At 63.5% G+C, this 15398-nt stretch carries 14 protein-coding genes and 1 pseudogene; 11 read left to right on the forward strand and 4 right to left on the reverse strand.

The window, feature by feature from the left end:
• Position 1: 1 nt before the first annotated feature.
• The 3 genes from BM341_RS12020 to BM341_RS12030 form a co-directional block, all read right to left on the reverse strand.
• A complete protein-coding gene (locus BM341_RS12020; RefSeq protein ID WP_089796250.1) occupies positions 2–1330 on the reverse strand; it encodes a DUF2252 domain-containing protein in 1329 nt (442 codons plus the stop codon).
• A 65-nt stretch (positions 1331–1395) separates the two neighbouring features.
• Positions 1396–2010 (reverse strand): flavin reductase family protein, encoded by a 615-nt coding sequence (locus tag BM341_RS12025; RefSeq protein WP_089796251.1) that lies wholly within the window; start codon positions 2008–2010, stop codon positions 1396–1398.
• Positions 2011–2115: 105 nt separating this feature from the next.
• Positions 2116–2568 (reverse strand): hypothetical protein, encoded by a 453-nt coding sequence (locus BM341_RS12030; RefSeq protein ID WP_089796253.1) that lies wholly within the window; start codon positions 2566–2568, stop codon positions 2116–2118.
• A gap of 253 nt (positions 2569–2821) precedes the next feature.
• Between BM341_RS12030 and BM341_RS12035 the strand changes: the two genes are divergently transcribed.
• The 10 genes and pseudogenes from BM341_RS12035 (at position 2822) to recC (ending at position 13046) form a co-directional block, all read left to right on the forward strand.
• Positions 2822–3109: an EF-hand domain-containing protein gene (locus tag BM341_RS12035; protein ID WP_175507858.1), complete on the forward strand. Its 288-nt coding sequence runs from the start codon at positions 2822–2824 to the stop codon at positions 3107–3109.
• Positions 3110–3274: 165 nt separating this feature from the next.
• Entirely contained in the window at positions 3275–3943 is a 669-nt protein-coding gene (locus BM341_RS12040; protein ID WP_089796257.1) for a helix-turn-helix domain-containing protein, read from the forward strand.
• The gene (locus BM341_RS12045) at positions 3927–5462 is read left to right on the forward strand and encodes a winged helix-turn-helix domain-containing protein (protein WP_089796258.1); all 1536 of its coding nucleotides are present in this window, start codon (positions 3927–3929) and stop codon (positions 5460–5462) included. Before BM341_RS12040 ends, BM341_RS12045 begins: the two co-directional genes overlap by 17 nt.
• A 199-nt stretch (positions 5463–5661) precedes the next feature.
• Positions 5662–6498 (forward strand): class I SAM-dependent methyltransferase, encoded by an 837-nt coding sequence (locus BM341_RS12050; protein ID WP_089796261.1) that lies wholly within the window; start codon positions 5662–5664, stop codon positions 6496–6498.
• 145 nt (positions 6499–6643) lie between these two features.
• Positions 6644–6787 carry a hypothetical protein gene (locus tag BM341_RS19265; RefSeq protein WP_175507859.1) on the forward strand — a complete coding sequence of 48 codons (144 nt, stop codon included), beginning with the start codon at positions 6644–6646 and terminating at the stop codon, positions 6785–6787.
• Positions 6784–7740: a DMT family transporter gene (locus BM341_RS12055; RefSeq protein ID WP_089796263.1), complete on the forward strand. Its 957-nt coding sequence runs from the start codon at positions 6784–6786 to the stop codon at positions 7738–7740. The genes BM341_RS19265 and BM341_RS12055 overlap by 4 nt, the downstream gene beginning before the upstream one ends.
• Positions 7741–7766: 26 nt before the next feature.
• Positions 7767–7886: pseudogene (locus BM341_RS19550) on the forward strand (IS630-like element ISHsp2 family transposase); the annotation flags it as partial.
• 235 nt (positions 7887–8121) lie between these two features.
• The gene (locus BM341_RS12060) at positions 8122–9057 is read left to right on the forward strand and encodes a manganese catalase family protein (RefSeq protein ID WP_089796265.1); all 936 of its coding nucleotides are present in this window, start codon (positions 8122–8124) and stop codon (positions 9055–9057) included.
• A 130-nt stretch (positions 9058–9187) separates the two neighbouring features.
• Positions 9188–9412 (forward strand): hypothetical protein, encoded by a 225-nt coding sequence (locus tag BM341_RS12065; RefSeq protein WP_089796267.1) that lies wholly within the window; start codon positions 9188–9190, stop codon positions 9410–9412.
• Between the two features lie 34 nt (positions 9413–9446).
• Positions 9447–13046: an exodeoxyribonuclease V subunit gamma gene (recC, locus tag BM341_RS12070; RefSeq protein WP_089796269.1), complete on the forward strand. Its 3600-nt coding sequence runs from the start codon at positions 9447–9449 to the stop codon at positions 13044–13046.
• A 9-nt stretch (positions 13047–13055) separates the two neighbouring features.
• Here the strand turns inward: recC and BM341_RS12075 are convergent, their stop codons facing one another.
• On the reverse strand, positions 13056–13964 hold the full coding sequence (locus BM341_RS12075) for a polyprenyl synthetase family protein (RefSeq protein ID WP_089796270.1): 909 nt from the start codon (positions 13962–13964) through the stop codon (positions 13056–13058).
• Between the two features lie 171 nt (positions 13965–14135).
• Between BM341_RS12075 and BM341_RS12080 the strand changes: the two genes are divergently transcribed.
• Complete coding sequence (locus BM341_RS12080) at positions 14136–15395, forward strand: glycosyltransferase (protein WP_089796272.1); 1260 nt, start codon at positions 14136–14138, stop codon at positions 15393–15395.
• Positions 15396–15398: the final 3 nt, after the last annotated feature.

The following is a 15398-nucleotide window of genomic DNA, read 5'->3' on the forward strand; positions in this document are numbered from 1 at the left end:
ATTACGATGCGGGGGGCTTAGCAAGGTCATCCAGGGACTCGACGAAGGTGCGATAGTCCTGGCTCACGCAATCGGCATAACTGACCGCCAGCAGGGATATCACCTCGACGAAGTGATCGAGCCGGCCATCGACCCGCTCGCAGACACACCTGGCGAAGCGCGCCGGGTCGTCCGGGTGCAAGGCACGAGCCCCACGCAGATGCTCACGCGCCAGTATCCGCCCCCACTGCTTGACCAGCTTGCGATAGGGCTTGGCGCCGTCCAGCTTGTAGGTCGGAAAATCTTCCTTGAAAGGCGAGCGCTCGCGCACCGAGAAGACCGCTTTATCCAGGTGTAGCCAGCCCAGGTAGGGATCGGGATGTTCGGCGATGGCGCACAACGCCGCGGCATGCCGGGCCCCCTCGTGAGGGAAGGCAGCGCGCCAGGCGCGTTTCTCGGCGGCGTTCATCAGCCGCCAGCCCTCCGGCGGGGTCTGCTGCTTGACGTCGAGGATCACGTCGTCGTGCTCATGGTCGCGCCCGCCCTCGATCAGCACATAGAAACGCTCGAGGCCCAGCGAGCCGGTCCCGGCATCCAGCCGGCGCGCCATGTCCTTTACGCGAAAATGAGCCTCATCGGTCGGGGTATGCGCCTTCACCAGCGTGTGGCGATACTCTTCCTCGATGGCCTTGCGCAGCTGGCTGGCCAGAGGGGCGGGCAGCCGGGCGAGCTTGCCCGGTCGCTCGGCGAAATTGCGTCCCTCGTCGGTCAGCTGCGTCCACTTCTCGAGCATCTTGGCGCGGCTCTGCTTGCGGCTCACCTTCTCGAGGAAAGGTGCCAGCGTTCCCTTGGCGGTCTCCAGGGTAACCGCCTCCGGCACCTCGCCGCGTGCATGGCCGGCCAGTTCGTCGTGATAGCTCTCGACCAGCGCCTTCAGCGCCTTGCGCGTCCCCTTGCGCGAGAGCTCGACGTTCTCGCGGGCATCGAGCACGAGGCTGATGGCCAGGCGCCAAAGATCGTACTGGTAGTCACTGATCAGGGCATCGTCGAAGTCGTCCATGCCGTAGCGCACGGCGTCGTCATGATGCCCGTAGGCCCCGAAATTGTAGGCATGGGCATCGCCCTGCAGCCAGGTCTGGGTCTCTGGCAGGCCGCCGAACAGCGCGAACCGCCAGTCGTGCCAGACATCATCCCAGTAGAGGTGGTTGGTGCCACGAAAGAACCGGTAGGGCGACTCCGCGAGCTTGGCATATTTGGCCTGGCGGTCGTCATCGCTGAGGGCCGCGTTGGCCGTGGCGATGGCGTCAAGGACCTTCTGCGGACGGTTGTGCAGCGTCAGCGGGCGTGGCATGGCAAGTCCTTGTCGGGAGGTGGCGTGAGGTAACGTGACGCGGTGGTAGGCTTTTATCGCCAGGATCAGGCCGGGCGCTCCAGCGCAAAGAGGTCGCTCGTTCGCGCATAGTCGCTGCCGGCCATGCGGCCGATGGGACGCAAGGCCTCCAGGTCGACATGGCGCCCGTTCCAGACCGCCTCATCGACATGAATCGACACCACCTCGGCAAGCACCAGATTACCGGCCAGCGGCTGGTCGCCGAAGCGGATGATCTCGCGCAGCCGGCAGCCGAAGGCCACCGGCGCCGCCGCCACCCGCGGCACCGAGATACCCGGCATCGCTGCCTTTTCCAGCCCCGCCAGCGTGAACTCATCCTCGCCGTGGGGCAGGCTCGTGCTGGTAGTATTAAGCGCCTCGACCAGCGCCTCGCCACCGATATGCACCACACACTCCGGCACTACCTCAAGGTTGCGGATCGTGTCCTTGGGCTGGCTCTCGCCGTCCAGCAGCGGCGAGAAGCCCAGCACCGGCGGCGCCACGCTAACCACGTTGAAGAACGAGAATGGCGCCAGATTGGCGTTGCCGTTGGCGGCCCGGGTCGAGACCCAGGCGATCGGACGGGGGCAGATCGACCCCGAGAACAGACGGTAGATCTTGCCGGGGCTCAGCCCGTGTTCCTCCAGCAGGTAGTCGCTCATAAATGTGGGCTCGCTTGATGGATCGGGACCGAGAGTGTCCCCCCGCTGGGCTCGATTGTTCAAGGGAGCCGCGCAGAGCCAAAGGAGTCAGATGAACCAACGCGCTTATTCGAAGCTGGTGCAGACCGGTGCCTGATCGGCGGGTTCGTGGTTTACCTCGAGACTCACCGGCTCGGTGATGTCCGTGAGGGCAACGCGCCACTGGTGGTCGATGTTCACCGGGTCGCAGCTACCTTCATCGCCCCCGCCGAAGTTGGAGTCGATCCAGTAATGAACGTCGTAGAGCTTGCCCTCCTCAAGCGCACCGGGGAAGGTGAAGGAAAAGGCCGGATCTTCGTCTGGCGCCACGTGGCCGGATTCTGTAGCCACCACTTCCCCGGCCGCCACGTCATAGAGCGCCACTTGGATGGCCTGGTCTCCATGCGGCAAATTGAAGGTGCCGTCACCGGTAAAGGTGAGATCATGGCCATTACTGGCCAAGGCAGGCGACGCCGCGAGCAGCAGCACGACGGCCAACTGGCATGAAGCTTCCTTGCCGAGGGTGATAACGCGCGTCATAACTTACCTCCTGTATGTTTTTAGTGTACGCCCGAGGCCATAGCACAGCCTGCCTCCCAGCATAGTTCATGGGGCAATGGTTCATGGGGCAATAGTTCAAGAAGCAATAACCGTGACGCTTCAAGCTGGGATGATGATCTTACCGCAGGAATATTCCAGTCTCACAGAGACGCTCAAGCATTTTTCGCGGCTCAGGACCATGCTTTTCCTGTGACCCGATGCACCATCAGGTCCATTCAGGAGGATGATGAACATGGTCATTCACAGACTCGCCATCGTGGCATTGCTGGGATCGCTGCTGGTACCGGGGTTCGTCTGGGCCGATGGGGAACCCTTCAAGCAGCATCGCATGGAGCAGGCTCGCGCTGAATCCGTGGCATCCCAGGGTCGCGGCCAATTCGAATACCTGGATACGGACGGCAATGGCAGGATCTCAGCCGACGAGGTCACTCAACGGGTCCTGCCGGAACCCTTCCGGGTGATGGACAGGAACCATGACGGCTACCTGACACCCCATGAGTTTCGGGCTCGTTCGATCTGAGCCATCGGCAGCACACACAGAGGCGGGGGTTCTGACGCCTGCCTCTGTCCTGATACGAGCGCAACGGGAGCTGACGACGCCTCGTGCCGGTAGCACTATAATCAATACCCGTGTCTGGTGTTAATCCTGTTTCGGGAAGCCGATAAGTCATGCGGAGAGCAGGTCATGCAGCGAGGCACCATGATCGTCGAAGATCAGCCGAGCTTGCCAGGCGTCGAGGCGACAAGCAGCGCTCGACGTGCCGCTGCACGCGTCCGCATTCGGCACCCCGATGTCCTCCTGCTGGACCGCCAGGACTTCCAGCCTGACGAGTTCGAGAAATTGCTCAGCGATCTGGCCGACACCCCCATCGTCATTATCCTGTCGCCCGGCCGGGACAATTGTCATGTGCAGCAGGCCCTGCACGCCGCGGTGATGGCGCTGTCAGGCAGTGCCGACGCTGCGTCTCCTGCCCGAGGGGAGGCTTCCGTGCCCCATGGCGGACTCGCCGACTGGCAGATTCGGCGGATCGAAGCCCATATCGACGCGCATCTGGACGAGACGATTCACGTCCGCGACCTGGCGGCCGTGACTCGGCTCAGTCTTGGCCATTTCGCCCACGCCTTCAAGCAGACCTACGGCATCCCTCCATTGGCTCATGTTACCCGCCGCCGACTGGCACGGGCATGCGAGCGGATGCTCAACGGCGACGAGCCACTGTCGCGGATCGCTCAGGACTGCGGGTTCTGCGACCAGTCGCACTTCACCCGGCATTTCCACCGAGCCCTGGGCATGGCCCCGCAGCGCTGGCGGCGCCTGCACGCCGAAGGCCCACGCCATGACCCTGCGGTTTGACGACTTCGAACTCGATACGGCGCGCTACGAACTGCGTCGACACGGCGAGTTGCGTCGCGTGGAGCCGATGGTGTTCGATCTGCTCGTGCATTTTGCCCTCCATCCAGATCGTGTCTTCCGTCGCGACGAACTGATCGACGCCGTGTGGGCAGGGCGAGTCGTCTCCGATGCCACAGTGGCTTCCTGCATCAAGCAGGCACGCCGCGCGCTGGACGACAGCGGCGATGCTCAGACCTACATCAAGACGGTGCGTGGCCGTGGCTTCCGCTTTACCGCGAACGTCACCGAGTCCGACCGTGCCTCGCCGGTACGCTCCGCGACCGACGCTTCCTGGACCGCCGGCAGTGACGACCCTTCCCTGCTCATCCTCCCGCTGCGTGCGCTTGCCGACACGCCCGAGCTCGTCCGGTTCGTCGACGCGCTGACCGGCGAGTTGAGTTCCATCCTCACGCGGATACCGTTGCTGCGCCTGAGCGCCCGGAGCGGATATTACCTCGACCGCCCGGTGACGCCGACTCCACGCGAGATTCACGAAACGCTGGGGGTCGACTACGTACTGGAAGGTAGCGTCGTGCAGGCCTGGCCCGACGCGGGCGCGGAGCGGGTGCGCGTTACCGTGCATCTGGCCGATGCCAAGTCCGGTTTTCGCCTCTGGGCTGAAACCTTCACGCTGGTCGGGCCGTTGCGCGAAGCTCTTGACGCCGGTGTGCTCGCCATCATCGCCAAGCTGGAACCGCAACTGCACCGCGCTATCTATCACACGGTGCGCAGCATCGATGGCGAACATAGCGCACGTCAGCTCTATCTCGAGGCCAGCGGTATTCTGGTGCTCCAGGGCTGGCATCACGAGTCCTTTGCAATAGCGGCGGATCTCCTGCGGCGCAGTTGGCAACGGGAGCCGGGGTTCGCACTGGCGGCGGCGTATCTCTCACTGGTGCGCGGCCTGGGACATCGCTTCGAGCTCATGGGCGACCGCGAGTCGGCCCGGACGGAGGCGCTCGATGCCGCGGAGCGCGCGTTACAGCTCGACAGCATGGACTCGACCGTGCTCGGCTTTGCCGGCTGCGCACTTGCCGATACCGGCTATCCCGACCGTGGCCTGCCGATTCTGCGCAATGCCGTGGAACTCAACCCGGCCAATGCCCAAGCCTGGGCGGCATTGGGCTCAGCGTATCTGGCCGGCAACCGCCCGGACGAAGCGATCGTTCATCTACGCCACGGCATTCGCATCAGTCCGCTCGATAGTCGCCTCGCTATCTGGGGCGCAGTGCTCGCCACGGCTCATCTGCTCCTCGGCGACCGCGTCGCCGCCCGCGAACAGGCCGAACTGGCCTGCCAGCGCGGCGATCGCTGCTACATGCCGCGCATCGTGCTGGCTGCCATCCATCGGCTCGACGGCAAGCATGACCTCGCGCGCCAGGCGATGGGCGATGCCTACCGCATCAAGCCCGACCTGTCGCATGAGCAGGTGGTCGCACTGGTCGGGCAGAAGCATGGCGCTCGGCTGATGGCGCTGTAGTAGCTGTAGTCGTCGTCGCCGCTGCCACGTAATCGCCACACGCTTGCCATCCGATCCCCCCGCAAATCCCCCGCAAATTCCCACGCGGCCCGCAAGCCGGCCGCAGTGGTGCTGCTTAAGCTGAGCTTACCGTTCGGGTGGCATCCACCAAGGCAGTCTTCCGACGGCACCTTTACAACCCACCTCAAGGAGTCCTGCCATGACCCTGACATCCTCACTCAAGCCGCAGTCCGCTACGCCCGATTACACGGCGATCAAGGCCAAGCAACAAGCGGTCTGGGGCGCCGGTGACTATGCGCGCATCGGCGTCACCCTGCAGATCGTCGGTGAGCAGCTCTGCGAAGCCATGGACCTGCGTGCCGGCCAGTCCGTGCTCGACGTTGCCGGCGGCAACGGCAACGCCTCGCTGGCCGCGGCCCGGCGCTTCTGCAAGGTCGTCTCCACCGACTACGTCGAGGCGCTGCTGGCCAAGTCTGCCAGGCGTGCTGAAGCGGAAGGCCTGGCGATCGACTACCAGACGGCGGATGCCGAGAACCTGTCGTTCGCAGACGCCACCTTCGACAACGTCATATCTACCTACGGGGTGATGTTCACACCCAACCAGGATCAGGCCGCCGCGGAACTGCGCCGCGTCTGCAAGCCCGGCGGCAAGATCGGGCTGGCCAACTGGACCCCAACGGGCTTCATCGGCCAGTTGTTCAAGACCGTTGGTCGCTATATAGCGCCGCCGGCGGGCGTGAACTCCCCGGCCGCCTGGGGCACGCAAGACTTTCTCGTCGCGCAGTTCGGTCCGCACGTGCAGGCAATCGAGGCCCAGCCGCGGCAATTCATCTTCCGCTACCTGTCACCGCAACATTGGCTGGACGTGTTCAGCACCTATTACGGGCCGACACTGAAGGCCCTTGAAGCGCTGGATGCCGAGGCCGGACAGGCGCTGCGCGCGGACATCCTCGCCCTGATCGACGCGCACAACCGCGCCACGGACGGCACCATGGTGGTGCCCTCGGAGTACCTGGAGATCGTCATTACCCGTTAGTTGGGCGATGGGGCGGCGATAGTGCCGCCACCGGTCGCCAGGTAAGTTACTGCATGGCATCGGCAAGGCCAAGAGTGATGCTTGACGCTGCGGCAAGGGTAGGTAGATTGGGCTACCTACCCTTGCGATTAACTGAGGCGCCAGCATGCTCTCTTCACCCACCCAGGCGCCCAAGAGCCCCCATGACCGCCTCATCCATGCGGCTTCCATGCTGCTCGACAGCCACGGCAACACGTCAACGGGCATCGCAACCATCGTGAAGCGGGCAGCCCCGCTGGATGCATCATGAACCGGGCGGGCAACGAACGTCTGCTGGGCATCGCGACCGTCCTCATTGCCGCCATTCTCTGGGGAACCACCGGCACCGCAGCGACCTTCGCTCCCGAGGTCAGCGCCGTGGCGATCGGCGCCGTGGCCATGGGCGGTGGTGGCCTGTTGCAGGCCCTGCTCGCCGCGCGGCGGATCCGTCGCCATGCCAGCCTGCTGCGAGCGCAATGGCGCTGCCTTTTGCTGGGAGCTATCGCCGTGGCGATCTATCCGCTGGCATTCTATGCCTCCATGCGCCTGGCCGGCGTGACCATTGGCACAGCGGTCTCCATCGGTTCGGCACCGCTGCTCTCGGCACTGATCGAGTATCGCCTGGACGGGCTACGGCTCACCAAGCGCTGGATGAGCGGTGCGGGGCTCGGGCTAACCGGCATGTTGCTGCTCTGCCTGGCCGAGGGAAGCGGCCATGTGCCAACGGGGACCGATTCAGGTGTCATCCCTGGGGTACTGCTGGGGTTACTGGCCGGCCTGAGCTATGCCCTGTATTCGTGGACGGCACGTCGTCTGATGCAGTGTGGCATCGCCTCTCGGGCGGCCATGGGCGCCACCTTCGGTATTGGTGGCCTGATGCTGATGCCGGTACTTTTCATCACCGGGGCACCGCTGCTGGCATCGTGGGGGAACGCCACCGTGGGCCTGTACATGGCATTGGTGCCGATGCTGCTCGGATATCTCTGCTTTGGGTACGGCCTGGCGCGGATACCTGCCAGCACTGCGACGACGATCACTCTCTTCGAACCCGTGGTCGCTGCCGGCCTGGCGGTCGTTATTGTTGGCGAACGCCTGCCGGCAATGGGCTGGGTTGGGATCGGGCTGATACTGGCTTGCCTGGTGTGTATCAGTGCGCCCGTTAACGTGGCCAAACGCCAGGCGGTCTGCTCTACCCCCCATGTCGGCGTAACGTCTGACCGGTGAAGCGGTGGGTCTTCGGTTCACAAGGCTCAGTTATCATTCTGGATAACGCCAGCAACCATGGCTTCCGTCCCTTTGCGCGAAAGCAGCGGGAGTGGCTGATTCATCGCGTTCATCTCAACCACTTGTCGGCCTTCTCGCCGGAGCTGACCTGATCGAAACCCTCTGATGTCGGATCACGTACCGCTGATTTAGCAAAATCCTGGCTCGCTACTAACAAAGGGAGATTTAATATAAAAGATATACAATTAGCTTTTTTCCATATTATTATTGAATTTTAACAAAAAAGAATTAAGAGGCTCAACTTGCCACCCTTCCTCGGCTTGCCTAACTTTGTTAAATACACTCCATTTATGGTGTGTAAATAACCGTCAAGGAGAGACCATGTTTTATCATGCGAAGGAGTTGCAGTTTAACGCTCGTGTTTCGAAACCCGACCCCAAATTCGCGAGCCTGCTCTTGGAACAATTCGGGGGAATGAATGGCGAGCTTAAAGCGGCAATGCAGTATTTCACTCAAGCTTTTGCCGCTCGCCAGCCATATCCAGAAATATATGACATGTTGATGGACATCGCGACCGAGGAGTTCAGCCATCTTGAAATAGTTGGCGCAACAATTCAAATGCTGATGAATGGAGTCAATGGTGAACTAAAAGATATTTCCGAGCAATCCGAAATCATGCAAATGGTCGTAGGAAAGTCGGAAAAGGAAAACATCATTCATGAGGCAATGGTTAACCCGATGTTTATGGTCGTAAGCGGAGGAGGGCCAACCGTAACCAATAGTCAAGGCGTTCCTTGGTCAGGCTATTATGTGGATGCCAATGGCGATTTGACCGTCGATCTTCGTTCGGATATCGCTGCAGAAACGCGTGCCAAGATCACTTACGAATACTTGATGCAGTTTACCGGTGACCCTGAAGTAAAAGAAACCTTGAAGTTTCTAATGACACGCGAAGTCGCCCACCATCAAATGTTCGAGGCGGCACTATCAACCTTGAAGCCGAATTTCCCGCCCGGGGTTACTCAAGGCGATCCTCGCTACAGCAACCTTTATTTCAACTTGTCCAAGGGCCAGGAAGCCAGAGGTCCATGGAATGAAGGGAGCAGCCCCATCCTAGGTGAACCCTGGCAATATATAGACGACCCCCAGGCACACGTTACATCTACCGATGGACTTCGCGAGCAGAAACCTAACGACGCGATCATGAGTGTTGAAGAAGCTGACAAAAAGAGCATGGAAGTCAGTCAACAACGCAGCGAGGAGGTCAAAAGAGCAGTTCCCAAGGGAAGCAACCAATGGAACCGCTACGACTCTTGATCGGCTTAACTGCAAGCTGAAAAGACTGCATCACATACATCCGGTGGCAAAACTCATCCATGAGAACTGTCGCCGGTATGTTTTCGCTTTATTCGTTATAACGATAAGCATCCTTGGCCGCTGAAACCGAGTGCGCTCGACCCTGTACCAGCCACCGGTGATTCGTCGCGACCTGGTGTGCAGCATGAGTGCCAAGCGCAGTTGTTACGACAACGCGTGCACCGAGAGCTTCTTTCCTACCCTGAAGGTCGAGGCGATCCATAGCGTCTCGGATCGATTCAGCGTCGATACCTCCGCTCAATACACGGCAATACATTTCTATCCTATGCTCACGCCGCTCGCTGGGGCACCATAACCTCTGCTCATTTATCCAGTCATGCAGGATCGCCATGCCCCTCGCGTCGTCGTCTGCCCTTCCCCCCGGCTTCATGGTGGTCCACGGCAATCGCCTGGAAGACCTGCGCGGCCTGGCCGTCGAGTGGATGAAGCGCCATCCGCTCTCGCCGCTGGAGAACGAGGTCATCCTGGTGCAGAGCAACGGCATCAGCCAGTGGATGAAGCTGGCGCTGGCGGCCGATGAGCGCGACGATGGCACCGGCGGTTCGGGCATCGCCGCGGCACTCAACATCACCCTGCCGGCGCGCTTCCTGTGGCAGGCCTACCGCGCGGTGCTGACCCACGTCGAGAACGACCCCAATGCTGTGCCGGCCACCTCGCCGTTCGACAAGTCGCGGCTGCTGTGGCGCCTGCTGCGCCTGCTGCCGGAGCTGATAGGGCATGATGAATTCGCCCCGCTGCGCCAGTTTCTCGACGGCGACGGCGACCTGCGCAAGCACCACCAGCTCGCCGAGCGCCTGGCCGACCTGTTCGACCAGTACCAGGTCTACCGCGCCGACTGGCTCGACGCCTGGGGCCGTGGCGAGGACGTACTGATCGGCGCTCGCGGCGAGTCCCGCCCGATCGACGACGCCCAGCGCTGGCAGCCGGCCCTTTGGCGTGCCCTGATTGAGGACGTCGGCGACGACGGCGTCGATTCCAGCCGCGCCATGGTCCACCGGCGCTTTCTCGCCGCCGCCAACGCCCTGACGCCCGACGAATGTCCGCCCGGCCTGCCGCGCCGGGTGATGGTGTTCGGCATCTCGTCGCTGCCCCAGCAAACCCTCGAGGCGCTGGCCGCTATCGCCCGTTGCAGCCAGGTGGTGCTGTGCGTGCACAACCCCTGCCAGCACTACTGGGCGGACATCATCGAGCACAAGGACCTGCTGCGCGCCGAGCGCTACCGGCAATACCGCAAGGCGGGCATGCCGGCACGCCTCGACGTGCTCGGCGATGGCGACGGCGAGGCCGGCCTGCATCTGCACGCCCAGCCGCTGCTCGCTGCCTGGGGCAAGCAGGGCCGCGACTACCTGCGCCTGCTCGACGAGCACGACGATGCCCAGCAATACGAGGGGCTGTTCGCCGCCGACTCGCTGCGCATCGACCTGTTCGAGCCATGCGTCGATAGCCACGGCGAGCAGCGTCTGCTCAACCAGTTGCAGGATGACATCCGCGAGCTGCGCCCGCCCCATGAGACCCGCGAGACCTGGCCGGCGGTGGATACCCGCCACGACGACTCGATCGTCTTCCATATCGCCCACGGCCCGCAGCGCGAGGTCGAGATCCTCCACGACCAGCTGCTCGCCGCCTTCAGCGCCGATCCCGGACTGCGCCCGCGCGACATTATCGTGATGGTGCCGGACATCGACCAGTACGCGCCGCATATCCTCGCCGTTTTCGGCCAGTATGCGAGGAACCAGCACGCGCGCGACGACCCACGCTTCATTCCCTACACCCTCTCCGACCAGGGCCGCCGACACCGCCTGCCGCTGCTGATCGCACTCGAGAAACTGCTGCGCCTGCCGGAACTGCGCCTGTCGGTGAGCGAGCTGCTCGACTTGATCGATGTGCCGGCGCTGCGTGAGCGCTTCGGCATCGACGCGGACGACCTGCCGACCCTGCGTCGCTGGATCGAGGGCGCCGGCATCCGCTGGGGCCTGCATGCCCGCCAACGCGCGAGCCTCGACCTACCCGAGGACATGGAGCAGAACACCTGGGCCTTCGGCCTGCGCCGGCTGCTGCTCGGCTATACCGTGGGCGAGGCCGCCGCCGGCCCCTGGCAGACCATCGAGCCGTTCGACGACATCGGTGGCCTGGAAGCGCAGCTCGCCGGGCCGCTCGCTAGCCTGCTCGAGACCCTCGAGCGCCAGTGGCACGCGCTGCGCGAGCCCACCGACGTCAACGGCTGGGTGCAGCGCCTGCGCCAACTGCTCGAGGAGAGCTTCAGCGGCGATGACGCCCACGACAGCCTGATGCTGGCGCAGCTCGAACAGGCCCTGCAGGACTGGCAGGAGAGCGCCGAGGAAGCCGAATTGACCCGCGAGCTTCCGCTATCGGTGGTGCGCGAGCACTGGCTTGCGCAGATCGACGAGGCGAGCCTGTCGCAGCGCTTCATGGCCGGCGCGGTCAACTTCGCCACGCTGATGCCGATGCGCGCGATCCCCTTCAAGCGCGTCTGCCTGCTGGGCATGAACGACGGCGACTACCCGCGCAGCCATCCACCGATGGATTTCGACCTGATGAACGGCGGCTACCGCCCCGGCGACCGCTCGCGGCGTGAGGACGACCGCTACCTGTTTCTCGAAGCGCTGCTCTCGGCCCGCGACCAGTTCTACGTCAGTTGGGTCGGCCGCAGCATCGTCGACAACACGGAAAAGCCGCCCTCGGTGCTGGTCGGCCAGCTGCGCGACCACCTCACGGCCGGCTGGCAGGCGCAGGACGACAGCGCCCTGCTCGACGCCTTGACCACCGTGCATCCGCTGCAGCCGTTCAGCCGCGCCTACTTTCCCGACGTCCGTCATCAGGCCGCGCGCCGCATCGCCGACAAGCGGCTGTTCACCTATGCCCACGAGTGGCACGAGGCGCATGGCGAATCGGCTCCTGTGGCCGCGACCGGCGACCTCGGCGAGTTCACGCAAGAAAACCCGCTCACACTGATCCAACTCGGTAACTTTCTGCGTGACCCCGCCAAGGCCTTTTTCACGACCCGGCTCAAGGTGTTCCTCGACCGGGAAGACGTCACCAGCCTGGATCAGGAACCCTTCGCCCTCGACGGCCTGGGCAACTGGCAGCTGCAGGACCTGCTGATCCAGGCGCAGCGCCGCGCCATCGATGACGGCGAGCCCCGCGAGCCGGCCATGCTCGCCACGCTGGACCGCCTGGAGGGACAGGGCGTGCTGGCGATGGGCGCGTTCGGCAGCCGCATGCGCGAGCAGCTCATCGAGCCGATGGATGCGCTCTTCGAGGCCTACGAAGCAGCGCTTCAGGACTGGCCGCAGGCTATCGACGAGCCGGAGCCGGTCCGCCTGGACCTGGCGCCGAATTTACTCATCGAGGACTGGCTGGACGAGCTGCGCCGGGACGCCGACGGCAACCGCTGCCGGCTGTTGCTTTCGACCAGCAGTCTGATCAAGAAAGGCAAGTATCACTGGCACCACCTGCTGCGGCCTTGGGTCACGCACCTGGCCGGGCATCTAGAGGGCGAGCGCATGACCACCCGGCTGCTTTCCAAGGCCGGCCACGTCACGCTGCCTTCGCTTGACCCCGAACAGGCCCGCGCCCACCTGCACACGCTCACCGCCGCCTGGCAGGCCGGCATGGGCGCCCCGCTGCCGCTGGCCATCGGCAGCGCCTTTGTCTGGCTGAGCAAGCGCGGGCCCAACGACACCCCGGCCGACATCACCCCCGACCACGACGCCTGGCAGGCCGCGCGCAAGCACTACGAGGGCGACGACTTCACCCCCGGCGAGGTCAGCCGCAACCCCTACCTGGCCCACCGCTGGCCGAGCTTCCGCGACCTGGTCGAGGCCAACCGCCACCAGCCCGACAGCTTCGCCGAGCTGGCCGAACGGCTGCTTGCCCCGGTGCATCTGGCAGTTAAGGGGAAAGAGTGAAGGGGCAGCTCAGAGGTTTCGGGCAAGCTGGGTAAACAGCACATGAACATAGCGACGAATCGACTGGTCGGGCCCGAATATCTGCGCCAGGTGCCCTTCGGCCTCCTCAAGGTGCACGCCAAGGCGGCATCGCACCGCCTCCGTCCCGAGCAGAGCGACAAGCGTCGTCCTGCCACGATCCTGTCCGGCATCCTTGCCATACCCACCGTGATCGTCAGTAAGGTCGTCGTGGAGCTGAAAGGCTTGACCCAGTGCCTGGGCGAAGCGGCTCAGCGAAGCGGTGGCAAAAGCGCCCGCTTCACTGGCAATGGCAGCCATGGCCATCGCTGCCTCGAACAGCGCGCCCGTCTTCAACTCATTGGTAGTCAACGCGGCATGCGCCGAACACAAGTGGGCGTTATCGTGCAGGTCGCGATATTGCCCCTTGACCAACCCTTGCATGCCTGAAGCCTCCGCCAGCCTGGCAATAAGCTGCACGCGAGCCTCAGCCGGTACTCCCGGGATCGATGCCACCAGTCGAAAGGCGTCAGTCAATAGCGCCACGGCGGCGAGCATCGCCACATCTTCACCGAACTGGCGGTGAATCGTCGGCTGGCCTCGGCGCAACAGAGCATCGTCCATGCAGGGTAGGTCGTCGAGGATCAGCGAGGCGCCGTGCACCATCTCCACCGCGCACCCCAGGTCGAGCAGTGCCGGTGAGTTATTCCCCAGCCCCCGTCCGGCAAGCACCAGCAGCGTGGGCCTGATACGTTTGCCGCCCGAGAGCAGGCTTGTCCGCATTGCCAGCCCGACTCGATCCTGCTCGCTGTCTGCTGGCGGAAGCAGTGCCGCCAGCCGTGTGCCGATAAGCTCGCGAATCTCGATATATTCGCCTGGGTCGTGAACGACGCCTTCGATACGTGGCAGGGGAAAGTCCATGTATGTTGTACTCATTCATCTGCCAGGCAATGCCCGGCATAGGTGCCGTACTAACAAATCACACGTTGACGCGCCATTCCATTGGGCTAGATTCTTGTACAAGGGTTACGCGGCATCTTGCCTCCCCTGAAACATAGCAGCTGGTCGTAATTTTCCCAGGACATACCTGACATGCCGCGCCATATTGGCATCATCGCGCCGCCCTTACCCAGCCATTTCCGTGCCCTGCAGACACTGGCGGAAGCACTGGTTGCCCGCGGCCACCGGACCACCTTCATCCATCAACGAGATGCTGCCCGCTGGCTCGACACCGACAGCATTGGCTTCCATGCAGTGGGTCACGATAGCCATCCGCCAGGCTCCCTGGCACGTACGCTGCGATTGGCGGCTCAGCCCGGTGGACCACTGGGGCTCCGCCGTCTGATTGCCGACATGAGCTTCACCACCGACATGCTGTGCCGAGAGCTGCCTCGCGCGCTTGACGCGCTCCACATCGACGCCCTGCTGTGTGACCAGATGGAAGCCGCCGGCGGTCTGGTGGCCGAAGCGAGCGGGCGGCCCTTCGTTTCGGTAGCGTGCGCCCTGCCAGTCAATCGCGAACCCGGCCTGCCGCTGCCGGTCATGCCCTTCGCTTATGGCCGAAGCCAACATTTCTTGCAGCGCTATGCCGCCAGTGAAGGAATCTACGACTTCTTGATGGCAAGGCATCGGCGGACCGTAGCCCACCATGCCAGGGCGTTCGGCCTCGCCCCGCGTGAAGGCCTGCACGGGTGTCTCTCCCCTCATGCACAGATCAGCCAGACGGTGCCGGGCTTCGAACTGCCCCGCCAGCACCTGCCCGCGCATTTTTATCACGTCGGTCCGCTGCGCCCGGCTCGGCAGGAAGCATGGCAGCCGACGCCCTCGCTGGCATACGACAAGCCCGTGGTGTTCGCCTCGCTGGGGACGCTACAAGGCCACCGCTTCGGGCTGTTCCGTCGCATCGCCCGGGCCTGCCGACGTCTCGACGCACAGCTGCTGCTGGCACATTGCGGTGGGCTTGATCACCGACAGGAAGAGATCCTGCTGAACGAGGGGGCAAGCCAGGTGGCCGACGCCTTCCCTCAGGCCGCCGTGGTATCGCGCGCCGATGTCGTGATAACTCATGGTGGGCTCAATACGGTGATGGACGCCCTGGTCGCCCGCACCCCCTTGCTCGTACTGCCCATCGCTTTCGACCAACCCGGTGTGGCCGTGCGAGTCCAGCATGCAGGCGTGGGGCTGCGCGCCTCGCCGCGCCTCGACGGCCATCGTACGTTGAGCGCAATACTGGAAAGGTTACTCACGGATACCACCTTCGCCGCCCCCTTGGCGCGCCTTGGTGAAGAGATCAAAGCGGCCGGCGGCGTCTCGCGGGCAGCAGATATCAGTTTGGAGGCTTTCAAGGAATGAAGG

Source organism: Halomonas korlensis (assembly GCF_900116705.1).
Taxonomy (GTDB): Bacteria; Pseudomonadota; Gammaproteobacteria; order Pseudomonadales; family Halomonadaceae; genus Halomonas; species Halomonas korlensis.